This window comes from Deltaproteobacteria bacterium (assembly GCA_019310525.1).
GTDB lineage: Bacteria > Desulfobacterota > DSM-4660 > Desulfatiglandales > HGW-15 > JAFDEE01.
The window spans coordinates 1-22637 of record JAFDEE010000020.1 but is presented as its reverse complement, the minus strand read 5'-3'; the positions used below and the strand labels follow the sequence as shown (position 1 = coordinate 22637).

The 22637-nt window shown below is 58.8% G+C and carries 16 protein-coding genes; 13 read left to right on the top strand and 3 right to left on the bottom strand.

All coding sequences use genetic code 11. The features are described 5' to 3' along the window. The first annotated feature begins 68 nt into the window (after window positions 1–68). Together JRF57_05500 and JRF57_05495 are read left to right on the top strand one after the other, a co-directional pair. Window positions 69–617, top strand: coding sequence for a DUF1318 domain-containing protein (locus JRF57_05500; GenBank protein ID MBW2303151.1), 549 nt, complete (start codon window positions 69–71; stop codon window positions 615–617). 56 nt (window positions 618–673) lie between these two features. Further along, window positions 674–1384, top strand: coding sequence for a GAF and ANTAR domain-containing protein (locus JRF57_05495; protein MBW2303150.1), 711 nt, complete (start codon window positions 674–676; stop codon window positions 1382–1384). A gap of 53 nt (window positions 1385–1437) precedes the next feature. On the opposite strand, the gene glnD (JRF57_05490) is transcribed toward JRF57_05495, so the two are convergent. Together glnD (JRF57_05490) and JRF57_05485 are read right to left on the bottom strand one after the other, a co-directional pair. Then, window positions 1438–4059 (bottom strand): [protein-PII] uridylyltransferase, encoded by a 2622-nt coding sequence (gene glnD, locus JRF57_05490; GenBank protein MBW2303149.1) that lies wholly within the window; start codon window positions 4057–4059, stop codon window positions 1438–1440. A gap of 9 nt (window positions 4060–4068) precedes the next feature. Further along, on the bottom strand, window positions 4069–4407 hold the full coding sequence (locus JRF57_05485; GenBank protein ID MBW2303148.1) for a P-II family nitrogen regulator: 339 nt from the start codon (window positions 4405–4407) through the stop codon (window positions 4069–4071). A gap of 258 nt (window positions 4408–4665) precedes the next feature. Here JRF57_05485 and glnD (JRF57_05480) point away from each other — a divergent pair, with 258 nt between their 5' ends. After that, window positions 4666–7290 carry a [protein-PII] uridylyltransferase gene (glnD, locus tag JRF57_05480; protein MBW2303147.1) on the top strand — a complete coding sequence of 875 codons (2625 nt, stop codon included), beginning with the start codon at window positions 4666–4668 and terminating at the stop codon, window positions 7288–7290. A 33-nt stretch (window positions 7291–7323) separates the two neighbouring features. Here glnD (JRF57_05480) and JRF57_05475 read toward each other — a convergent pair whose 3' ends face one another. Further along, window positions 7324–7857: a MarR family transcriptional regulator gene (locus tag JRF57_05475; protein MBW2303146.1), complete on the bottom strand. Its 534-nt coding sequence runs from the start codon at window positions 7855–7857 to the stop codon at window positions 7324–7326. Window positions 7858–8178: 321 nt separating this feature from the next. On the opposite strand from JRF57_05475, the gene JRF57_05470 reads away from it, so the two are divergent. The 10 genes from JRF57_05470 (at window position 8179) to JRF57_05425 (ending at window position 22303) form a co-directional block, all read left to right on the top strand. Continuing rightward, the gene (locus JRF57_05470) at window positions 8179–9837 is read left to right on the top strand and encodes a hypothetical protein (GenBank protein ID MBW2303145.1); all 1659 of its coding nucleotides are present in this window, start codon (window positions 8179–8181) and stop codon (window positions 9835–9837) included. 18 nt (window positions 9838–9855) lie between these two features. Then, complete coding sequence (locus JRF57_05465) at window positions 9856–11154, top strand: ABC transporter permease (protein MBW2303144.1); 1299 nt, start codon at window positions 9856–9858, stop codon at window positions 11152–11154. Window positions 11155–11193: 39 nt separating this feature from the next. After that, window positions 11194–12138, top strand: coding sequence for an ABC transporter permease (locus tag JRF57_05460; GenBank protein ID MBW2303143.1), 945 nt, complete (start codon window positions 11194–11196; stop codon window positions 12136–12138). 88 nt (window positions 12139–12226) lie between these two features. After that, window positions 12227–14356 (top strand): ABC transporter ATP-binding protein, encoded by a 2130-nt coding sequence (locus JRF57_05455; protein ID MBW2303142.1) that lies wholly within the window; start codon window positions 12227–12229, stop codon window positions 14354–14356. Window positions 14357–14483: 127 nt separating this feature from the next. Next, on the top strand, window positions 14484–15116 hold the full coding sequence (locus tag JRF57_05450; protein ID MBW2303141.1) for a TetR family transcriptional regulator: 633 nt from the start codon (window positions 14484–14486) through the stop codon (window positions 15114–15116). A 144-nt stretch (window positions 15117–15260) separates the two neighbouring features. Continuing rightward, the gene (locus JRF57_05445) at window positions 15261–16463 is read left to right on the top strand and encodes an efflux RND transporter periplasmic adaptor subunit (protein MBW2303140.1); all 1203 of its coding nucleotides are present in this window, start codon (window positions 15261–15263) and stop codon (window positions 16461–16463) included. Next, on the top strand, window positions 16453–18432 hold the full coding sequence (locus tag JRF57_05440; protein ID MBW2303139.1) for an ABC transporter ATP-binding protein: 1980 nt from the start codon (window positions 16453–16455) through the stop codon (window positions 18430–18432). Before JRF57_05445 ends, JRF57_05440 begins: the two co-directional genes overlap by 11 nt. Further along, window positions 18429–19562, top strand: coding sequence for an ABC transporter permease (locus JRF57_05435; GenBank protein ID MBW2303138.1), 1134 nt, complete (start codon window positions 18429–18431; stop codon window positions 19560–19562). Before JRF57_05440 ends, JRF57_05435 begins: the two co-directional genes overlap by 4 nt. A 3-nt stretch (window positions 19563–19565) precedes the next feature. Beyond that, window positions 19566–20696, top strand: coding sequence for an ABC transporter permease (locus JRF57_05430; protein ID MBW2303137.1), 1131 nt, complete (start codon window positions 19566–19568; stop codon window positions 20694–20696). Window positions 20697–20953: 257 nt separating this feature from the next. Continuing rightward, the gene (locus JRF57_05425; GenBank protein MBW2303136.1) at window positions 20954–22303 is read left to right on the top strand and encodes a TolC family protein; all 1350 of its coding nucleotides are present in this window, start codon (window positions 20954–20956) and stop codon (window positions 22301–22303) included. The last annotated feature ends 334 nt before the right edge of the window (window positions 22304–22637 follow it).

Below are 22637 nucleotides of genomic sequence, written 5' to 3'. Positions count from 1 at the left end.
TCGGGTCGCCCGGTCAAAGCGGGGAGGTGCGAAGTCCCGTTGCCAGAAGCTTCACAAAGGAGGTCACCATGAGAGGTTTGAGAAAAACCCTGTGGGTCGGATTCGGTTGTTCCCTGGTCTTTCTTTTTGCCTGCGTGACCATCAACATCTATTTTCCGGCGGAAGAAGTCCGTTCCGTTGCAGGAGAAATCGTCCACGACATCCGTGGAAAGGGCGTAGGAGAAGAGAAGGCGCCCCAACAAGATGACAAGAGTTCCCGTCTGCTCCAAAACCTTTTGGCCTTCGCAGCCCCCAAAGCCTGGGCCGGTGAAGTGACGGCGGTCTCCAATCCCACCATTCGGGCTCTCAAGGAAAAGATGAAGAAACGCTTCAACCGGATGAAACCTTACTACGCCAAGGGTATGCTCAAGGAGGGAGACGACGGATACGTTTCCCTGGGAAGCCTGGAGGGGCTCGGCCTGAAGGAGAAGAGGGATCTGAAGAGCCTGGTGAATGCTGAAAACCAGGACCGAAAGGCCCTGTACAGCGAAGTGGCCAAGGCCATGAATATCGATCCCGGACAAATCGGCAAGGTTGCCGAGATATTCGCAAAGGAATGGAAAAAATCCCTGAAGTAGCCCTGTAGCCTCCTTCACCCGGCACTTTCTTTACTCGCGGGGAGCCGGTGCTCACAATGGAGAAGATAACGCCCAGCAGTTACGAAAAATACGTCAAGGCCCTCATGGACATCAGCCAGGCCATTACCTCCGATCTCTACCTGGAGGATATCCTGAAGCTCATTGTCATGGTCACGGCCAAGGTGACGGGTGTGGAAATCTGCTCCTTGTGGCTCATCGAGGAAACCGAGACTCCCAAGAAGATCCGCCTAAAGGCGACTCAGGCCCTTGACCCTGAGTACGTCAAGGACCGCTCCCTCAACATGAACGAGGGAGTAGTGGGTTACGTGGCCACCCACAACAAGCCCCTCGTTCTCAAGAACGTCCTGGAAGAGCCCCTCTTCAAGGAAAAGGACATGGCGAAGAAACTGGGACTGGTCTCCATGTTGAGTGTCCCCCTGAGGGTGAAAGAACAAGGGGTCATAGGGGTACTCAACTGCTTCACCGCAGAACCCCACGATTTTTCCGAGACCGAGATCCACCTCATCACCACGGTGGCCAACCAGGCGGCCATCGCTATAGAAAACACCCGTCTACTCGTCAAGACCAAGGTCATCGAAGAGGAATTGATCACCCGCAAAAAAATCGAAAGGGCGAAGGAAATCCTCATGGTCAAGAAGAATATTCCCGCCGACAAGGCCTTCCGGTGGATCCAGAAAAAGAGCATGGACACCCGCAAGTCCATGCGGGAGATTGCCGAGGCCATCATCATCTCCCAGGACCTCTAACAGTTTATAGAAAAACGTAGCGAGTAATGTTGAGGCAATGGAAAATCAGGCTATTACCAGGACTCCCCATTGCTACCCAGCGTCTTCAGGATTTCCCGCTTGACGGTATCCAGGGACTCCCGGTCCGTGACCTTCCTCCCCCCGGCGCCGCAAACGTAGAAGACCCCTGTTATTCTGGTCTTGTCGCTGTCCACCCGTGCGAACCGTATGTCCAGGCCCAGGGATCGTATCGTCCTGGAGAGGCTGTAGAGGAAGCCGAAACGATTCCGCGCGCTCACCTCGAGGATCGTATAGAAGTCGGAGGCGGTGTTGTCCATCCTGACCTTCTCGCTCAAACCAGGAATCACCGGCCCGGGCGATGGTACTCTCCTTCGCTTTTTTGCGGCGATCAGGGTCTCCAGGGACAGCCTGTCTTCCATGGCCGCTATCGCCTCCTCCCGGAGCCTTTTCCAGGTCTCTTCCTCCCTTAATGGATCCCTGGGATTGGACACTTCATAGATGTCAAGGGCGAGGCCGTTCTTGACGGTGCAGATCTTGGCGGAGAGCACCTCGATATTGTTCAGGGTGAAAACCCCCACCATTTTGCTGAAGAGTCCGGGACGATCCGTGGTCCGGAGGATGATCCGGGTGACCGGTACGTGCTTCAACTTCTGAAGGATCCAGGCCAGTTTCCCGCCGTTCACGGCAAGGGCGAGTCGAAAGTGCCGGGATATGTCCTCCAGGCTGGTCTCCAGGAGATAACGGGTGGGCACCTGCTCGACCAGGGCAAGGATGTCTTTCTTCAGGAAATGGGGTCTGAGGGTCCGGTTCAACCAGTCGGTCACCTCCTTGACCCGCTCGGTTGCACTCGGGGTGGCCACCACGTCTCCTTCCAGGATATGCCGCACCTTGAAATACAATTCCTGGAGGAGCATGAGTCTCCAACCTCTGTTCGGGGCCGCTCCACTGCAAAGGGTGTCGGCAGCCGTAAGGATAAAGAGCATTCGGAGGGTTTCAGGATCCCGAACGACCTGGGCGACCTGTTCGCAGGTCTTCTCCTCGTTGAGGTCCCTTCTCTGGGCGATCCTGGCCAAGAGCAAGTGATGCTCCACCAAAAAGGGAACCATCTCAAGGGCCGATCCCTCAAGGCCCAGCCTCTCCAGGATCCGGGGGATCAATTCCGCTCCCTTTCCTGCATGATCTCCCCGGTAGCCTTTTCCGATATCGTGGAGCAGTGCGGCGAGGAAAAGCCACTCGGGATGTTCGGTCTCTTCGAAGACCTCTCTCAGGACCGGCCACTTGTCGTCGAAAAGACCCTTTGAGAGGTCCCGGATGGTTTCGACCGTCTTGAGGGAATGGATATCAACGGTCTCCTGGTGGTAATAACTGAAAAGGGCCAGGTTTCGAATCCTCTTGAACTCCGGGATGAAAAGACCGATGAGACCGATTTCAAGCGCCAGGCGAAGAATCTTCGGGTTCTCGGGGTGCATGACGAGATCCAGGAAGGCCTCCCTTGCACCCGGAACCCGAAGCAGGCCCTTACCCAATTGCGCCAGGCGTTTCCTGGACTCCCAGATAAAGCCTGATCCAAGGAACAGTCCCCGCCGATTGGCCTCACTGAAACCCTCGAGGAGTACAAGGGGAGATTTTTCCAGCAGGCTCCCGGTCCTGAGCACGAGGTTTCCCCCGTGGACGCTGAATTCCGGGTGGAGGTCCTGCGGCGGGGGCCCTTTACCCCGGGAGGGATCCAGGAGGTCCAGGGCCTTGGTATGGAATTCCTCCGCCCCGTACTTCACCCGATTCAGGTGCATGTAGAGACGCCGCATGAATTTCTCCGCCGCAGAGACATGGGACCCGTCACGGAACCCAAGGTCCCGCGCCAGTTCTTCCTGGTACATGCCCATCAGACGGTCCTCTTTCCTCTTGGCCAATATGTGGAGGTGGTTCCTGACTTTGAAAAGGAAGCCTTTGGAATGGTTCAACCGGTTGGTATCGAAATGGGAGAAGGGTTCATAACGGCGGATCCGGCTCAAACGCCCGCAACGGAAGTAAAGCTTGGCCATCCAGGCCATGAAGTGAAGATCGCGGATCCCCCCGAGCCCTTCCTTCAGGTCCGGTTCCGCGAAATAGCCCTGTCTGCCGAATCTGCGCTCCCTGACCTCCTTGGCCAATAAAAAATGACCCAGGAGCCTCTCCCTCTCCCCCTTCAGCACCGACCACAGAGACCTTCGGAAACGCTGGTAAAGGGACCAGGAACCCAGCACGAAGCGTCCGTCCATCAGGGAGGTCAAACTCCTGAAGTCCTCCAGGGCCAGCCGGACCCCCTCCTCCACCGTCAGCACGCTGTGGCCGACCTCCAGTCTTGCATCCCAGAGGGGGTAGAGAATACGGGGGACAAATTGGCCCACCCCCTCGGAGAGCCCGCCCTGGTAAAGGATCAAAAGATCCACGTCGGAAGCAAAACAGAGTTCCCGCCTCCCGTAGCTGCCCAGGGCCACAAGGGTCATCTGTCCTTCGAGGGATTTCCTCCCGTCCGGGTCCGGTATCTCGGCAGCCATGAGGGCCGATATCAGGCCGTCGACAAGACCCGTATATTTGCGTGTCGTGTGGAATCCGGAGTCACTCTTGAGGTTTTCCTGGACGAGGGGCTCTTTCGAATCAAGGAATTCCTGGATGATCCGGGCCGTGGTTTTCAAAATTCCGGCCTACACGGCATGTTCATCCTCTTCACCGGTCCGGATCCGGATCGCCTTATCAACCGGGAGGATGAAGATCTTCCCGTCTCCCAGCTTGCCTGTATAGGCCTTCTCACGAATGGCATCAGCGACCCTGGAGGCCAGGTCCGATGGGACGACCACTTCCAGTTTGATGACGGGTACGAAGTCCACGACGTATTCAGCCCCCCGGTAGATTTCCTTGTGTCCTTTTTGCCGGCCGAAACCCTTGACCTCGCTGATAGTCATGCCGTTGATACCGAGCTCCACGATCGCATCCTTGACTTCATCCAGTTTGTAGGGCTTGATAATGGCCTCAATCTTTTTCATGGGCTTCCTCCCCAACGATTGTTCTTTACAAAAGATTCATCATCTCTTCCCCGCCACGCTCCCTTTTCATCCGTGCCGGTTCCCGCAGAATTGAAAAAATGATACTAAATCGGCGGTCAGCGGGTTGTCAATTGACTTTTTAGACATTCTCCGCTCTTAAGAGCGCTTGCAATGCAGGATAGATCCAAATATGATCTTTCCTGCAGGCCTCCTGACCCCTCCCTTTCCCGGGAACAAAAAAGGAATTTATTACCTCCGATGAAAGAATTCGCTCAATCCAGAGAAGAACTTTTCCTGCGGTTCTCCAGAGGTGATGTTTCATGGGACTTCCTTGAATACTACACGGAGATCGTGGACGAGTACTTTCGAAAAAGCCTTGAGGAAGAATCCCAGGGTCCCTTGCACAAAAGACATTCATTCGCCCTGGTGGCCCTTGGGGGTTATGGACGACGGGAACTCTGCTACCACTCCGACATCGACGTCATGGTTCTTTTCAAGGATCGGGTACCCCAGGCGGCCTCAGCACTCTCTGAAAGATTGCTTTATCCCCTTTGGGACCTGGGCCTTGAAATCGGGTACGCCTTCAGGACCATCAAGGATTGCCTTTCCCTTGCCAGGGAGGACTTCACCGTCCTGACTTCCCTGATCGACGGCCGCTTTGTCTGCGGAGATTTCCCATTGTTCCTCTCTCTCATGGAGGAGTTCCGGAACAAGGTCATCAAACGGCAGGCCTCGGCTTTTTCAAGGTGGTTGGCAGCGGAGACCCACAAACGGATGGCCGAGTTCGGGGATGCCAGCTATCTGCTCGAACCCAACCTGAAATATGGAACAGGAGGTTTGAGGGACTACCATGCCATGTTATGGCTGGCCAAGTTCTTTTTTGACGCGAAGGATCCCAGGGATCTCGAATATTCCGGGATCCTGTCCCACATCGAATACCGGGAACTCCTGGGCTGTCTCCGTTTCATTTGGCTGGTTCGAAACCACCTTCACCGTCTTTCCAGGAGAAAAAACGACCGGCTTCACTTTGAATACCAACCCCGCATCGCCGGGGTGATGGATTTCCGGGGGACCCGCAGGCTTCTTCCCGTGGAGGCCTTCCTCGGCAGGCTCCATGCCTCTATGGCGGCCCTCAAGTCCTTCCACCGGTCCTTCCTGGACAGCCACCTTACGGAGCAGACCAGACGATCGAGGGGGAAGGAGCGGCCAAGAGAGATCTCACCCGGCATCCACCTTCACCACGGTGAAGTAGCCTTTGATTCGGCTACAGCCATACCTGCCGACCCCATTCTTCTACTGGAAATTTTCGAGGCCGCCGCACGTCTGGGAACTCCCCTCTCACTTGATGCCAAACGCCTTGTGAAAGAATTTATCCACCTCGTGGATGAGCCCTTCAGGACATCGGCCGAGACCGGAAGCCTCTTCCTCGGCCTGCTCGAACAGGAGGGGGCCTTCGAGACCCTGGACCAGATGCTGGAGACCGGGTTCCTGGAGGCATTAATCCCCGAGTTCCGGGAAATCAGAGACCACATCCAGTTCGATAACTACCACGTCTATCCCGTTGGAAGGCATGCCCTTCAAACCTTCAGGAAGATCAAAGAAGTAGCCGCCGAAGGGGAACTCCTGCTTCCCGATATCCTGTCGGACCTAAACGATCCGGTGCCTCTCTATCTCGCGGCCCTTCTCCATGATATCGGGAAAGGCAGGCGGGACCATTCCGTCGCCGGGGCCGGGATCGCGGCCCGAATCCTGGACCGCTTAGGGTACGACAAGAACAAGCAGAAGGACATCCTCTTCCTGATCCGAAATCATCTGCTGCTGGCCAAGACGGCCACGAGAAGGGATCTCAACGACGAGAAGGCCATCGTAAGCTGCGCCAGGATTATCGGGACGATCCCCCGCTTGAAGATGCTCTATCTGCTGACTTGGGCCGATTCAAAGGCCACCGGCCCCAGGGCGTGGAACGAGTGGATCGCAAACCTCGTACAGGAATTGTTTTTCAGACTTCTTCATGTCCTTGAAAAAGGAGAACTCGCCACCCCGGTGGCCGACATGAAAACGAAGGAGACCCTGGGCGAGCTCCGTCACCTCCTGGCCGAACGGATGGAACCCCATGACCTGGACCGGACCCTTGACTCCCTCTCCCTGCGTTATTGTCTTGATATTTCTCCTTCCACAATCGCTCACCACATCAACCTGCTCCTGGACGCGGGCTGGCCCTTCGAGAAAAAGGATCCCGGCCGATTCAGCCTTGAGGCCAGGGAGGAACGCTCCGAGGGGGCCTGGGAGGTGACCGTGCTGGCCATGGACCGCCCCGGTCTTTTTTCCGATATCGCGGGGGTGCTCGCTCTGAACGGCATCAACATCCTGAGCGCCCACATCTACACCTGGGAGGACGGTACTGCGGTCGACATCTTCCGTGTCACCCCGCCCCTCGATCCCCTGCGCCAGACCCAGGCCTGGGAAAGGGTGAGACGGGACCTCAAGGAAACCTTTGAAGGCCGCCTCCACCTTTCCGAGCGCCTCAAGGAAAAGGGGCGTTCTTCATTTCTCCGCTCCCCCCGGACCTCCCTCAAGAAACCCCAGGTCATCATCGATAACGAGGCCTCGGACTTCTTCACGTTGATCGAGGTCTTCGCCGACGACCGGATCGGCCTTCTCCATGACATCACGAGGAGGCTCTTTGAATTAGGCATCACCATCCGTATCGCCAAGGTTGCGACCAAGGTGGACCAGGTGGCGGACATCTTCTACGTGAGGGACCAAGAGGGAAGAAAGCTGACCGAGAAGGAGAGGGTGGAGGAAATCCGCTCGGCCCTCTTGGAAGTGATTTCCTCCGGCCAGAGCCTCGATATCCTCCTTGACGGCTCTCAAAAAAGTTAATCCGGGGCGTTTGAGGAAAAAGCCGGCGAACCTTTAGGAGACAGGATCGGTGCCGGGATCCTCAATGGGATCGGTGGTCAGGATAGGGGCTGCGGAGATCCGGGAGGCGTCGAACATGTCCACCAGCCGCTGAAGTGCACTGAGCACCAGGGTCCGCTCCCAGGGTTTCAGGCTGTCGAATTGATCCAGGAACGACGCCTGGAGCAGGGGCGGCGCCTGGTCCAGCAGTTTGAGGCCCTGGGACGTAAGGGATACCATCACCCGGCGCTTGTCCACGTCAGAGCGTACCTTACGGATCAGTCCCCGTTTTTCCAGTCGATCCAGAATACCGGTGACCGTGGCCTGGCTGAGGCTGACGGCACGGGCGATGTCGCTGCCGGACAGGGAGCCGGCCTTGTGTAGCTGGTTGATCACCAGCAGTTGGGGGCCGGTGAGCCCGAAATGTTTGGCAAGGTAGCGGGAGTGCATATCGATAGCGCGGATGATCCGTCTCAGGGCCACCAAAACTTCTTCTCCCAGCCGATCGTCGGCCTGGTGGTTCGGGTGACGGACAGGTCCATGTTCCATCAAATGGGCCATAGTATCCTTGCTCCAGGTGAAATTGCGGTCGTTCCGTCAGGCTTACCACGTAAACCGGTGACCGGGCAAGCCGAATTTTGATTTGAACTCTAAAAGCTTATCAATGATGCTGGTGGGATTCTACCTCTCCTTGACAAACCGACCTCATCTGCTATCGTATAAAATTTATAAAATAAACCAATAAAAAAATTCATAGGGCCTGTTTTGGCATCTCAATCCTCAAATAAAACTCCATAATTTTATTTTGAACCGTAATTATTTTATCAGGGCCATTTTTCGAAATTGGGTCCCTTGATCAAGGAGGATGACATGAAGCCCCATTGCACGGATTTCCACCCGGCGGTCATGGATCTCAAGTCCGACATGGAAAAGGGTAAGCTTTCCCGCCGCCAGTTCCTGCGCCTGGCCACCTTGCTTGGCACATCGGCTCTGGCAGCCGGCCAACTTGCCGGTTTGACCTGGCCGGCCCGGGCATTCGCCGGCACCAAGCCCCGACGGGGAGGGGTGCTCAAGGTCGCCCAGCAAATCCAGAAGATCGACCACCCGGCCCGCTTTTCCTGGCTGATGCCGGCCAACTCCATGCGCCAGGTCTTCGAGTACATGACCTTTACCGACGAAAACAACATCACCCATCCCTACCTGTGTGAAAGTTGGCAGGCCAGCGAAGATCTCAAGACCTGGACCTTTACCGTGCGCAAGGGGATCCGGTTCAACAACGGCGATCCCCTCACCGCCGACGACTGTATCTTCACCATCGGCCAGTGGCTTGACAAGGATGTCAAGTCCTCCCTGCTGGGACTGGTGGGAGACTACCTGGCCCCCACAGGTATCGAAAAGCTGGACGACTACCGGTTCCGGCTTCATCTCAAGCGCCCGGAGATCGCGGTGCCCGAGCATTTCTACCAATACACCGCCCAGGTGCTCAATCACCGCACCTTTCAGGGGGACATGAAAAAGGCACCTCACGGCACCGGCCCGTTTCTGCTGGATACCTACAGGGAAGGAGAGATCTGCATTCTCAAGGCCCGTAAAGATTACTGGCAAAAAGGGACCGACGGCAAGCCCCTGCCTTACATAGACCAGATCCGGTTCATCGACATGGGCGGTGAACTGGCCCCGCAGATCGCCGCCTTGAAGTCCGGGGAAATCGACCTGATAGACGCCTCGGACAACCCAGGCCCCCAGATCATGAAGGCGGTGGCCAAAGACCCCCACATCAGGGTGCTGCCGGTGGCCACGGCCACGGTGCGGGTGCTACGCATGAGGGTGGACCAAAAGCCGTGGGACGACAACCGAATCCGCATGGCCCTGAAGCTGTGCCAGAACCGGGAAAAGATCCTTGCCTTGGCCTATCAGGGCGAAGGGCTGCCGGGCCAGGACTTCCACGTCTACCCCAAGCACCCGGAGTACTGCCCCAAGCCGGTGCCCGCCTATCAACCCGAAAAGGCCCGCAAACTTCTGGCGGAAGCCGGCTATCCCAATGGCATCGACGTCAAGCTGGCCGTGGGTTCGGAATGGTCCGACGTGGTCCGATACGCCGAGGTGCTCAAGCAGGACGCAGCGCCTGCCGGCATCCGGATCCGGATCCAGACCATGCCCACCAGCCAGTACTGGGAAAAGTGGACCGAGGTGGACCTGGGCATCACTCCCTGGACTCATCGTCCATTGGGCACCATGGTCCCTAACCTGGCCTACATCGCCGACGACACAGGAAAGCCGGTTCCCTGGAACGAGACCCGCTGGGTGGACGAGGAATTCAGCCGCCTGCTGAAAACCGCCTCGGGCACCCTGGACGTGGAAAAGCGGCGCAAGCTGTTCTGCAGGCTGGAGCAGATTCAGATGGACCGCGGGCCCATCGGCATCTCCTACTGGATGAACACCTGGATGTGCCCCAACAAGCGGCTGAAAAACGTGGTTGCCCATCCCAATCTGAACCTGCTGCTGACCGATGCCTGGCTGGCCTCCTGACCTGGAGGCGCTTTTGCCATGGTCAAGTTCATCGTTCGTCGCTGCGCTGTTCTGCTGCTGACCATGATCCTGGTCTCGGCGGCGGTCTTTGTGATCACCGAGGCCTCGCCGGGCAACGTTGCCCGCAACGTGTTGGGGGCCTTCGTCACCCCCGAGCAGGAGGCCTCCTTCCTGGCCCAGATGGGCCTTGACCAGCCCTTGTGGGCCCGGTACCTGCAATGGCTGGTAGGCTCGGACCGGCTGGCGCGACGCAAGATCGGCCTCGAACTGGAACGAATCGTCACCCCCAAGGGCTTCGTCCAATGGTGGGCGGTGCGGCCCGACGGACAGCTGGTGCGCTGGCACCTGGAAGGTGACGACCTGATGGCCGAGATACGACAGGCCGACGGCACCGTCACTACCGTTGTGGACAATTCCCGCTGGCAAAAGGGGCCGAACGGCATCGTCCAGGCCTGGGGCGTGGACCGGGACAACCGGGCCGTGCTGTGGCAGAAGGGAGCTGAGCGCAAGGTCTGGACCTTCATCATGGGCTCGGGCTGGAAGCAAAGTTCCGGGGGCGCAGTGCGCTACATCCCGCTGAAAAAGGGCTTTGTCCGGGGCGATCCGGGTATCTCCCTGCGGACCGGACGCCCCGTTGCAAGCAGTCTTTTCGTCCGGCTGCGAAACTCCTTGGTGCTGGCGGCCATGGCCTTTGTGCTGGTCATGCCCCTTGCCCTGGGGCTGGGCATCGTAGCGGGACTTCGGGAAGGAAGTCTCCTGGACCGGGGCCTTTCGGTGGGCGGAATGATTTTTTCGGTGATTCCCGAGTTTGCCACCGGGATCTTTTTGATCCTGATCTTTTCCGTCTGGCTGAACTGGGTACCCGGCGCCACGGTTTTCGGCCTTGCCGCCCCCTGGCAACGACCCGACATGCTGGTGCTTCCCCTGCTGACCCTGACCTTGATCGAATTGGGCTACGTGCTGCGCATAACCCGGGCCAGCATGGTGGAGGTAATGCGCTCGGCCTACATCCGTACCGCCTACCTCAAGGGCCTGTCGCCGCGCCGGGTGGTCTTCGGCCACGCGGTCCGCAACGCCCTGATGGCCCCGATAACCGTGATTATGCTCCACGTCAACTGGCTGATGGGGGGTATTGTTATCGTGGAGGTGGTTTTCGGCTACCCCGGCCTGGGCAAATATCTGCTGGATTCGGCCCTGTACAAGGACATTAACGCCCTTGAGGCCGGGGCCATGATCATGGTGGTGGTGGCCGTGGGCACCCAGTTGGTGGCCGACATTCTTTACACCTTCCTCAATCCCAAGATCCGGTACGACTAGCCGTTTCGACCGGAAGCAATGGAGACGACACCAAGCGGTATGACAGCTCCATCCCCCTTCATTACAGCCGAAACCGGCGGCCCGGCAGCCGGATGGCCGGAACGCCGGCTGGACCGCATCAGGCGAGGTATACGGGTGCTGCTGGCCTCCAGGACCGCTATGGTGGGGCTGGCCATCGTGGGTTTCTGGGTCTTCGTCGCCCTGTTCGCCCCCCTGCTGACCGATTTCTCCCCTCTGGAGCAGGACTGGAAGGCCCCCAACCAGGGCCCGAGCCGGCAGCACATCCTGGGTACCGATGAGCTGGGCCGTGACTTGTGGGCCCGGCTGATCTACGGCGCCCGGGTGGTTTTGGTGATCACCCCGGTGTCGGAAACCGGATGGATCCCGGGCGGCACCGCCATCTGGGGCGTGCTGGTGGCCCTGGCCCTGGGCATCACCCTGGGCCTGGTCAGCGGCTACCACGGCGGCTGGATCGACGAGTTGGTCATGCGCCTGCTGGACGCCATGATGGCCGTGCCCATAATCCTGCTGTATCTGATCATCATGGCCGCCCTGGGGGCCTCGGCCCTCAATGTGGTGCTGGCCATGACCATCGTGGGCACCCCAGGTATCGCCCGGCTGGTCAGAGGTCTGACTCTGGACATCCGAAACCGGGAATTTGTGCTCAGCGCCGAAACCCGGGGCGAAAGCCCTTGGTACATCATGTTCGTGGAAATTTTGCCCAACGCCCGGGGGCCGGTCATCGTGGACGCCATGCTGCGGGTCGGCTACGCCATCTTCGCCATGGGCACCCTGGGGTTTTTGGGACTGGGTCTGCCGCCCCCGTCGCCGGATTGGGGGTCAATGGTGGCCAAGGGCCGGGAGTTCATCCTGGAAGGCAGCCCCTGGGCGGCCTTGTGGCCCTCGCTGGCCATCGCCTCCCTGGTGGTGGGGCTGAACCTGCTGGCCGACGGCCTGCGGCAGGAGTCCATGCGTTACCAGTGAAACGGCCCGAGGAACCCTAACCGAAATCAGCGCCCGGGAAATCAAGAGCCTGGTGTTTTCCAAACCGACAACTGCAGTTTCCAGAAACATGGGCGAAACGAAAAACACAAACCGTCCCGAAAACGGCAGCCGGCCGGTGGTCAGCGTCCGCGGGCTGACGGTGGGTTACCGGACCCGCGACGGGCTGGTGGAGGCGGTCCGCGACGTCTCGTTCGATATCCATCCCAAAGAGACCCTTGGGCTGGTCGGCGAGTCGGGCTGCGGCAAGAGCACCGTGGCCTTTGCCCTGGTCAACGCCCTGGGCCCCAACGGCCAGATCGGCTCCGGCCGAATTCTCTTTGACGGCCAAGACCTGGTGGGCAAAAGCCAGCAGCAACTGCGCGCCCTGCGCGGCGACCGCATCGCCATGGTCTTCCAGGACCCCATGCAGGCCCTGAACCCCTCGCTCCGGATCGGCCGGCAGTTGATCGAGGTGCTCACCTCCCACCGGCCCATAGGCCGGCAGGAGGCACGACAACGGGCTGTGGGGATGCTCCGACGGGTCCAGATGCCTGATCCGCACCAGGTGATGGACCGTTATCCCCACCAGCTTTCCGGCGGTCAACAGCAACGGGTGGTGATCGCCATGGCAATGCTCAACCACCCGGCCCTGCTGCTGATGGACGAACCCACCACGGCCCTGGACGTGACGGTGGAAGCGGCCGTGCTGGACCTGGTCGAAGACCTCAAGCGGGATTTCGACACGGCCAACCTGTTCATCACCCACAACCTGGGGGTGGTGGCCCGGGTCAGCGACCGGGTCTGCGTGATGTACGCCGGCCAGGTGGTGGAGCAGGCGCCGACCGACGAGCTGTTCCGCCGCCCTGCCCATCCTTACACTCGGGGGCTGCTGAACTGTCTTCCCCGGCTGGGTCAGAGCAAGCACACGGCGGTTCTCAGCACCATCGACGGCCGGGTGCCCCGGCCGGACAACCGCCCTGCCGACGCTTGCGTGTTCGCCCCCCGCTGCCATTACGCGATCGACCGCTGCCGCCGGCAACGACCGGCCATGGTCCGGTTGACCGAAGCCCACCAAGTCCGCTGCCTGCTGGCCGACGCCCCGGCGGGCCAGCAGCGGGCAGTAAAGGCATCAAAGGGGGGTGGAAAAGCCGAAGCAGTCCGGCCCGATACCGACAAGACCGGCCACCTGTTGCTCCTGGAAGGCGCCAAGGTCTATTACCGGCACGAAACCAGCCGCCTGGTGGACCTGCTGGGATTGGGGCAAGCCCGGTTCGTCAAGGCCGTGGACAACGTCAGCCTCCGCCTCCGGCGGGGCCGGACCCTCGGGATCGTTGGCGAGTCGGGCTGCGGCAAGTCCTCCCTGGTAAAGGGGATCATCGGCCTGGAGCCGCTTTCAGGCGGACGGATCGACTTTCTGGGCCTGACCCTGAACCAGACGGTGACCCGGCGGGACCTGGAGGTGGTGCGGCAGATGCAGATGGTCTTTCAAAATCCGGACAGCACATTGAACCCGGTTTACAGCGTGGGGCGCCAGATCGCCCGGCCCATGATCCGGTTCAAAACCGTGCCCCGGGTCCGGGTCAAGTCCGAGGTTCTGCGGCTGCTGGAGGCCGTCCGGCTCGGTCCATCCTATTATTACAGGCTGCCGCGCCAGCTTTCCGGCGGAGAAAAGCAGCGGGTCGGCATCGCCCGGGCATTGGCCTGCAAACCCGACCTGATCATTTGCGACGAGCCGGTATCGGCCCTGGACGTGTCAGTGCAGGGGGCGGTGATCAACCTGCTGCTCGACATCCAGAGCGCCTTTGGCACCACCATGATCTTCATCGCGCACGATCTTAGCGTGGTACGCTACCTTTCCGACGAGATCGCCGTCATGTACCTGGGCCAAGTGGTGGAGATCGGCCCGGCCCAAGCCATTTACCGCCCCCCATACCACCCATACACCGAGGCGTTGCTCTCGGCCGTACCCATCCCTGACCCGGACGCTGATCAGGCCCGTATCCGGCTGATCGGCAACGTGCCAAGCGCCCTTGACCCCCCGGCCGGGTGCCGCTTTCACACCCGGTGTCCCCGCCGCGGCCTGGCACCCGGACAAGGGGCCCTGTGCGCCCGCAAGGCCCCGGACTGGCAGCAAAACGGCCAGGGTCATCGCATCCTGTGCCACATTCCCATCGAAACCCTCAAGCAGTTGCCCCCGGTGCTGCACCCGGCCGCCTGAATCATTACAATTCAGACCAACTTTTTCCGTATGATTTTTCCCTTGACAACGGTAAGGGCAGAAATTATATTCGCCATTATTAACTAACCGTTTAGTTAAACTATACAGTCTAAACGAAAGGTTTATCATGAAAAGCGGGCAGTTACGGCCAAAAAGGGAGCAGGCTGTGCGGGAAATCCTGGACGCCGCCCTGGAGGTCTTTGCAGAGTCAGGTTTTGAAGGTGCCAGGGTGGATGAGATCGCCCGAAGAGCCGGTGTCAACAAGGCCATGATCTATTACCGGATCGGGGACAAAGAGACCCTTTACTCAGAGGTCCTTCACCGGGTTTTTCTCCATGTGGCGGAACAGCTGGAGAATAGTATGCAGGAGGAAGACCCCCCGGAGGAAAAATTAAGGCTCTATGTGCGCACTCTGGCCGGACTCATGAAAGAGCATCCAAGCTTTTCCCCGATCATAATCCGGGAAATCGCTTCAGGCGGACACCATCTGCCGGATGAGATCCTGCTCGACCTCAAGCGGATCGTGACCGTTCTTTCCGGGATCCTTCAAGAAGGAGCCAAAAGGGGCGTCTTTATTGAGGCCAGGCCCACGATCGTCCACCTGATGATAGTGGGTCCCATGGTCATGAGGAGAAGAATGGAGACCATTGCGGCCAGGCGGGAAGAATTCATCAAGAGCCTCCGGCAACTGGACCGGGGGATGCGCGATCCGGCCTCCGAGATCGAGGAACTAATCATAAGGGCCCTGAGGCGTCCATGAGTATCCCCTTCACATTGGAGGGCTGCTGGAAAGCAAACTACTATCGACTGAAGCCGTAAGCTTAGGGGCCAAGGGGCCGAAGATTCTCTCATTCCCCGGATGGGACAATAAAACAACCATCTTGCGAAAAGGCAGGACATTCCCATGAACAAGAAAAAGCGTGTCATGCTCCTGATGATCCTGATCCTTGCGGGACTCCTGGGATACTACCTCCTGTCCCGTGACAGGGAGAATTCCTCCCCTATCATCCTTTCCGGAAACATCGAGGTGACCGATGCCCGCATCGGCTTCAGAATTCCGGGAAGGCTCCTGGAACGCCTCGTGGACGAGGGCGAAGAGGTCCGGAAAGGCCAATTGATCGCCAGGTTGGACGACACGGACCAGGAACTGGCCGTTGCCCGGGCAAAGGCCAATCTGGCACAGGCCCGAGCCGCCCTTGCTGAACTCGAGACGGGCAGCCGCAAAGAGGAGATCCTGAGGGCAGAGGCCAGGGTGGCACAGGCCAGGGCATTGCTGCTGGAACTTGAGCGGGGCAGCCGTTCTCAGGAAATATCGAACGCCGAGGCCGAGGTCGAAAGGGCTCGGGCCGTCCTTCAGGGGGCCCAGGCCCGGTTGGAACTCGCCCGGTCGGATGATAAACGCTTCGGAAAGCTCCGGAGGGAGGGTGTAATCAGCGAGCGGGAGTACGATATCATTCGGAAAAAATACGAGTCGGCCTTGAGCGCATACGAAGAGGCCCGGGCGAGGCTCGCGAGTGCGAGGGAAAGGCTGAGCCTTCGCAGGGAAGGGGCCAGGGAGGAGAAGATCTCCCACGCAAAGGCGATCCTCCGTGAGGCCGAGGCTGCTTACGCCCTGGTCAAGGAAGGCCCCCGCAAGGAAACCATCGACCAGGCTCGGGCAAGAGTTCGGCTCGCTGAGGTGGCCTTGCAGCAGGCCCGGCAACAACTCGAATACACCCGGCTTCGGGCCCCCTTCAGCGGCGTGGTCCTGAGCAAGGCCGCCGAGCCCGGCGAATACCTCCAGGTCGGCTCCCCCGTTGTGACCATCGGGATCCTCGACCGGGTCTGGCTTCGCGCCTACGTGAATGAGAGGGATCTCGGGCACATAAAACTGGGACAACCGGTGGAGGTCCGCACCGACACTATCCCGAAAAAGACTTTCCGAGGTCACGTGAGTTTTATCAGCAGCGAGGCCGAGTTTACACCCAAGTCGGTGGAAACCCACGATGAGCGGGTCAAGCTCGTGTACCGGGTCAAGATCGACCTCCCGAACCCTGAGGGCGAACTCAAGCCGGGAATGCCTGCGGATGCCGTTATCGAGGCCGCCGATGAAAGCCATGGAGAATAGGGACCCCGCGATCTACGCCGACTGCCTCACCAAGAGGTTCGGGGACCTTACGGCGGTGAGGGACTTGAGCATACGGGTCGCACCCGGAGAGATCTACGGGTTGGTGGGTCCTGACGGAGCGGGCAAGACCACCACTCTGCGCATGCTCTCGAGCATCCTGGATCCGACCCAAGGGGAGGTCCGCATCGCCGGATTCGACGTCCGGACCCAGCAGGGGAAGGTCAAGGACAACCTGGCTTACATGAGCCAGCGGTTCGGCCTCTACGAAGACCTGACGGTTCTGGAAAACATCGAGTTCTATGCCGATCTCTACGGTGTTCCGCGAAAAGGGAGGAGGCAGGTCATCAACCGTCTCCTGGATTTCAGTGCCATGGGCCCGTTCACGAAACGGCGGGCGGGGCGCCTTTCGGGTGGGATGAAACAGAAGCTCCAACTTGTTTGTGCCCTGATCCACACCCCCAAGGTGCTGCTCCTGGACGAACCCACCAACGGGGTGGACCCTGTGAGCCGCCGGGACTTCTGGCGCATTCTCTACAGGCTCCTCAGGGAGGGGGTTTCCATCCTGGTGACCACTGCTTACATGGATGAGGCCGAGCGCTGCAACCGGGTTGGGCTCCTGGACAGGGGGAGGCTGCTTGCGGAGGGGACACCCGAGGAGATAAGGGGATTGATGCCCGGGGGCATCCTTTCGGTACGGACGGCCCGGGCCAAGGAAGCGAGCAGACTGATCCGGGAGGCCCGAAAGTGGAAGGAAGTGGAGATTCACGGGGACCGCGTGCATGTCACCTGCGATGAGTTCGAGAAGGCCCGCGAGGATATCCGTCACCTGCTGGACCGGGGTGGAATTCCCTACGATGAAATCCGCCAGCGGGCGGCTTCCCTGGAGGATGTCTTCGTGCACCTGGTCTCCAAAGCCGGAGAAGACGCCGATTCCCTCATGCCCCTCTCGGTTCCTCCTGCTCTCCCGGACACGGGATCCGTTCCCCGGGATCTGGATGGATTCTCCGTCCGGGTGGATCATCTGACCCGACGGTTCGGCACCTTCGTTGCGGTGGACAGGGTCAGTTTCGAGGTGCGGCGCGGAGAAATTTTCGGGTTCCTCGGGCCAAACGGGGCGGGAAAGAGCACCGTCATCCGGATGCTCTGCGGCCTCCTAAGACCCAGCGAGGGCGGGGGAACTGTTGCGGGTTTTGATATCCGGACCCAGCCTGAAGAAATCAAGAGGCATATCGGTTATATGAGTCAGAAATTCTCTCTGTACGAGGACCTGACGGTCGAGGAGAACATCGATTTTTACGGGGGCATTTACGGTCTCCACGGCTCCCGCCTCGAAGAGAGAAAGTCCTGGGCTGTAGCCATGGCAGGGCTGGAAAGACACCTCCAAAGCCTCACCTCGATCCTGAGTGGGGGGTGGAAACAACGTCTCGCCATGGCCTGCGCTGTGCTCCACGAACCGCCCATCATCTTCCTGGACGAACCCACAAGCGGAGTGGATCCCTTAAGCCGGAGGCGTTTCTGGGACCTCATCTACGATATGGCGGAGCGCGGGGTGACCGTCTTCGTCACGACCCATTATATGGATGAGGCGGAGTATTGTAACCGCATCGCCCTCATCTACCGGGGAAGCCTGGTGGCCGTGGGCACTCCCGTCGAACTCAAGACCGGGATGCTTCGCGAGGAGATCCTGGATGTGCGCTGCACCGCTCCTCAGGATGTCATGGATGATCTCGCCAGGCTCCCGGAAGTTCGGGAGATCGCCCTTTTCGGAGCCGGGCTCCATGCCGTGGTGGAAGACGCGAGATCCGCCGAACAAGCCATTCGGCGCACCCTGGAGCAGAAGGGCAAGGAGATCCAAGGCATCGAAAAAATCCTGCCCACCCTGGAGGACGTCTTCGTTTCACTGGTCGAGGCCGTGGAGCGGGGGGAAACAGGGGAAAACAGCCCGGGAACCGGAGGAGATGCGCCATGAATCCGCGACGCCTCAAGGCCATGATCAAGAAGGAGTTTCTCCATGTATTGCGGGACTGGCGGAGCCTCTTCCTGGCCCTGGCCATTCCCATGATTCTCATCATGCTGTTCGGTTATGCCCTCAATCTGGACCTGAAAAACGTACCCACCGTGGTCTGGGACCGATCCCGAACACCCCAGAGCCGGGAACTCCTGAGCCTTTTCGACGGCTCTCCCTATTTCTCCATCGTGGACTATCTCGACACCTACCGCGCCGTCCAGGAGGCCCTGGAGAAGGGCCGGGCCATAATCGCCATCGTCATACCGTCTGATTTCGCCGACAATGTCCTCGGCGGAGGCAAAACCCGGGTGCAGGTGATCGCAGACGGCAGCGACGCCAATACTTCCCGTCTGGCCCTGGGTTATGTCCGTGGAATCGGGATGCTTTACGCCGGGAAGATCCAGGTGGAACAGGCCCGCTTCCGCGGCCTCCCCGAACCCGCCCCGCCCGTGGAGATGGAGCCCAGGGCCTGGTACAACCCCGACCTGAGGAGTCAAAACGTGCTCATCCCCGGGATCATCGCCATCGTCATGATCGTCATCGCGGCCATGCTCACGAGTGTCACAGTGGCCCGGGAATGGGAAATGGGGACCATGGAGCAGCTCATCAGTACCCCTCTCCGGGGTCCTGAACTGATCTTCGGGAAGATAACCCCTTACTTCGCCATCGGCCTGGCGGACGTGGCCACCGCCGTCCTGGTGGGCCAGTGGTTCTTCGGCGTGCCACTGAGGGGCAGCACCGCCCTCGTGTTCCTGGTGTCCACGGTGTTTTTGACGGGCGCCCTCTTCTTCGGCATGATGCTCAGCGTGAGCCTTAAAAAACAGGTCCTGGCCAACCAAGCGGCCCTTCTCGCGGGTTTTCTCCCCACCATGCTCCTGAGCGGCTTCGTGTTCGCCATCGAAAACATGCCCTTTCCCATCCAGTGCCTGACCTACATCGTGCCCGCGCGGTACTTCATTTCCCTTCTCAGGGGGATCTATCTAAAGGGGATCGGGCTGGAAATCCTGTGGTTCAACGCCTTGCTGCTTGCAATATATGCCCTTTTCATGGTGGTCCTTTCCATTAAACGCATGAAGATGAAACTGGAGTAGGAGATGTTGAAGCGGCTGAAATCCATGTTGATAAAGGAATTTCTCCAGATGTTCCGGGACCCCAGGATGCGGATTGTGATCTTCGTTGTACCGATCATTCAGATGGCGGTCATGGCCTTCGCTCTGACCACGGACGTCATGGAAATCCGGACCGTGGTGCTGGATTCCGACCGAACGCCTTCTTCCAGGGAGTTCCTGGAGGCTTTCACATCAAGCGGATATTTCGAGATCCGGGAGGCAGCCGGTTCACAGGCTGAAATGGTACGGGCCCTCGACCGGGGAAGGGTTCGGGTCGCCCTTCATATTCCCGCGGGGTTTGAGCAGGATCTGGTTTCCGGGCGAACGGCCAGGTTGCAGATCCTGGCAGACGGGACGGACAGTAATACCACTTCCATCATATTCGGTTATGCCCGGCAGATCGTGGAGAGATTCGCAGACCGGAAACTCAAGGAAAGGATCGGGAGATCGCTGGGTCCCGGCCAGGAACCCGCTTCCGTCATTATGGAGACCCGCGCCTGGTTCAACCCGAACCTGGAAAGCCGCCTCTACTACGTCCCGGCGCTGATCGCCACAATGCTGCTTGTCGTCAGCATATTGCTCACCAGCATCGCCATTGTCAGGGAAAAGGAGATCGGCACCATCGAGCAGATCATGGTGACCCCTATCAGCAAACTGGAATTTATCCTGGGGAAAACCGTTCCTTACGTGATAACGGGATACATAATCATGACGGCCATGTTCATCATCGCCATGGTGCTTTTCGGTATAACCGTCAAGGGAAGCTGGCTGATTCTCTATGTGATGACGGGGGTCTTTCTGGTCGGGAACGTGGGTCTGGCACTCCTTATCAGTGTCAGCGCCGGCACCCAGCAACAGGCCCTGCTCACGGCATTTCTGATCATCATGCCCGCGGTGCTCTTGAGCGGGTTCATGTTCCCGGTCCGGAACATGCCTCTGCCGGTTCAATACGCAACCTTTCTGGACCCGGTTCGATGGTACCTTGAGATCCTGCGTGGAGTGTTACTCAAAGGGTTGGGCATCCAGTCCCTCTGGCCTTCGATTCTTCCGCAACTGGGACTGGCCCTGCTATTCATCCTGTTGGCCGTATCCCGATTCAAAAAAACCCTTTCCTAATGGGACGGCCCACAATGCCTGGGCCAGGGAAAGGAGGAAGGGCGCCGGGGGGCCGAAAGGACTTGAAATTATGTTCAGTTCCACTAGTATACGAGTCGCCGGATCTCTTCGGGAAAGCATACAGGGGCACGATAAGCGTGCAGCAGCCCTCTTCGAACTTCCGGTTTCCCGGGGAAGCGATTCCTGCTGTGAGCGGGGAGCAAACTCCTTGGACCCAGGCCCAAGAAAAACATCTTTTCAATAAAAACGAGGTGACCATGAGACGAAACCATCCGAGAACCCCCTGTTGGACCATGTTTTTCCTTTTTCTCTTTGTCGCCTGGCTTCCTGGTACGCTATTCGCGGAGAACGTTCAGAAGGTTTACTCCCTTGAAGAATGCATTAGGGAGGCCCTTGCCCACAACTGGGAGATCAAGGCGAAAGAAGAACGACTCCGGGAGGCTGAATTCGCGAAGGAGCAAGCCAGGAAAGGTTTCTACCCGAAGCTTTCCACCAGTTACAGTTTCACCTACCTTGACTCGGTTACCCGAAGTTCTCCTGTCTCCCTCGGAGGACTGGGGGAGATCCCGGCGAGGGATCTCAATACCCAGGACAATTACCAGTGGAAATTGACTGTAACCCAGCCCATCTTCACCGGTTTCGCCCTCACAAGCGCTTACGAACTGGCCAAGCTGGGAATCGATCTTTCCAAGATCCAGCTCGAGGCCGGCAAGCTGGACCTGATCCTCCGGGTCAAGGAGGCCTACTTCGGCGTCCTCAAGGCCCAGAAGGCTCTCGAAGTGGCAGAAAAGGCCGTTGAATCCCTGAGATCAAACGTGGAGGTGGCCAGGAGTTTTTACAAGGTGGGTATGATCCCTGTAAACGATCTTCTTAAGGTCGAGGTGGAGCTGGCCAACGCGAAACAAAACCGAGTAAGGGCCAGAAACGGGGTGGAATTGGCCAAGAGCGCCTTCAACAGGGTTCTTGCAAGACCCGTTGACGCCCCCCTGGAAATCGAGGACATCTTGATCTACCGCCCGGAACACGTTGATTTCAAAACTCTTCTTGAAAGGGCCCTCGAAAATCGCCCGGAGATTAAAGAAATCGACATGAATCTTCGACAGGTTGAGCAACAGATCCGCCTTGAAAAGAGCAAGTTCTATCCTGAGGTGGCCCTGAATTACAATTACATCAAGGAAGGAGACGATCTGAGGGTCTCGGGAAGCTCCTTTCATGATGCCAACCACTGGCAGGTTACGGCCGCCTTGAGCTGGACCTTTTTCGAATGGGGCAAAACCAAGGATGCTGTTCGGGAAAAAGAAAGCGTAAAAAAACAGCTCCAGCACACCCGCGAATCGGTGAAAGACGCCGTTTCCCTGGATATTCGTAAGGCCCTCCTGGACCTTGAAGTGGCCGCCAAAAACATCCCGGTCACCCAAAAGGCCGTGGAACAGGCCGAAGAAAACCTGAGGGTGAACGAGGAGCGATACAAGGCCCAGGTAACCACCATCACAGAGGTGCTGGACGCCCAGACCCTCCTTACCCAGGCCCGGACCAATTATTACAACGCACTTTACGAGCACAATCTGGCCAAGGCCAGGCTAAAAAGGGCCGTCGGGGAATACTAAAAGCAGACGTCTGCCTGTTAAGGCCGATGGCGCCTTTTCTTTCGTTCGGAGGCTCCCGGGCTGGTGTTTTCAGCGGCTTATCAGCGGGGGACACCTGCCCGCCGCTTTCTGGCGGGCCGACCCCCTCCGCCGTTCTCCCGCTCTAAGAAGAGCGTGAGCTGCGGCTTCCCCCACTGATAATCCCGCCGGTCACTTCAGAAAAGGGGCCATCGGCCCTTGCTCAAACCATCCTTCCGAAGAGAAAAGGATCGAAAGCATCAAGCCTTGGTACTCTAATCTCAATTGTAACTGAACCCCATGAGCCGAAGTGCCAATTGGCCTTTTCCCAGGCCCT

Excerpts from the sequence above, each read along its gene's own strand:
- JRF57_05445 (MBW2303140.1), top strand. The coding sequence starts at position 15,261 with ATGAACAAGAAAAAGCGTGTCATGCTCCTGATGATCCTGATCCTTGCG.
- JRF57_05465 (MBW2303144.1), top strand. The coding sequence starts at position 9,856 with ATGGTCAAGTTCATCGTTCGTCGCTGCGCTGTTCTGCTGCTGACCATG.
- JRF57_05485 (MBW2303148.1), bottom strand. The coding sequence starts at position 4,407 with ATGAAAAAGATTGAGGCCATTATCAAGCCCTACAAACTGGATGAAGTC.
- JRF57_05425 (MBW2303136.1), top strand. The coding sequence starts at position 20,954 with ATGAGACGAAACCATCCGAGAACCCCCTGTTGGACCATGTTTTTCCTT.
- JRF57_05475 (MBW2303146.1), bottom strand. The coding sequence starts at position 7,857 with ATGGAACATGGACCTGTCCGTCACCCGAACCACCAGGCCGACGATCGG.
- JRF57_05430 (MBW2303137.1), top strand. The coding sequence starts at position 19,566 with ATGTTGAAGCGGCTGAAATCCATGTTGATAAAGGAATTTCTCCAGATG.
- JRF57_05470 (MBW2303145.1), top strand. The coding sequence starts at position 8,179 with ATGAAGCCCCATTGCACGGATTTCCACCCGGCGGTCATGGATCTCAAG.
- JRF57_05455 (MBW2303142.1), top strand. The coding sequence starts at position 12,227 with ATGGGCGAAACGAAAAACACAAACCGTCCCGAAAACGGCAGCCGGCCG.
- JRF57_05435 (MBW2303138.1), top strand. The coding sequence starts at position 18,429 with ATGAATCCGCGACGCCTCAAGGCCATGATCAAGAAGGAGTTTCTCCAT.
- JRF57_05440 (MBW2303139.1), top strand. The coding sequence starts at position 16,453 with ATGGAGAATAGGGACCCCGCGATCTACGCCGACTGCCTCACCAAGAGG.
- JRF57_05500 (MBW2303151.1), top strand. The coding sequence starts at position 69 with ATGAGAGGTTTGAGAAAAACCCTGTGGGTCGGATTCGGTTGTTCCCTG.
- JRF57_05460 (MBW2303143.1), top strand. The coding sequence starts at position 11,194 with ATGACAGCTCCATCCCCCTTCATTACAGCCGAAACCGGCGGCCCGGCA.
- JRF57_05495 (MBW2303150.1), top strand. The coding sequence starts at position 674 with ATGGAGAAGATAACGCCCAGCAGTTACGAAAAATACGTCAAGGCCCTC.
- JRF57_05450 (MBW2303141.1), top strand. The coding sequence starts at position 14,484 with ATGAAAAGCGGGCAGTTACGGCCAAAAAGGGAGCAGGCTGTGCGGGAA.
- glnD (MBW2303147.1), top strand. The coding sequence starts at position 4,666 with ATGAAAGAATTCGCTCAATCCAGAGAAGAACTTTTCCTGCGGTTCTCC.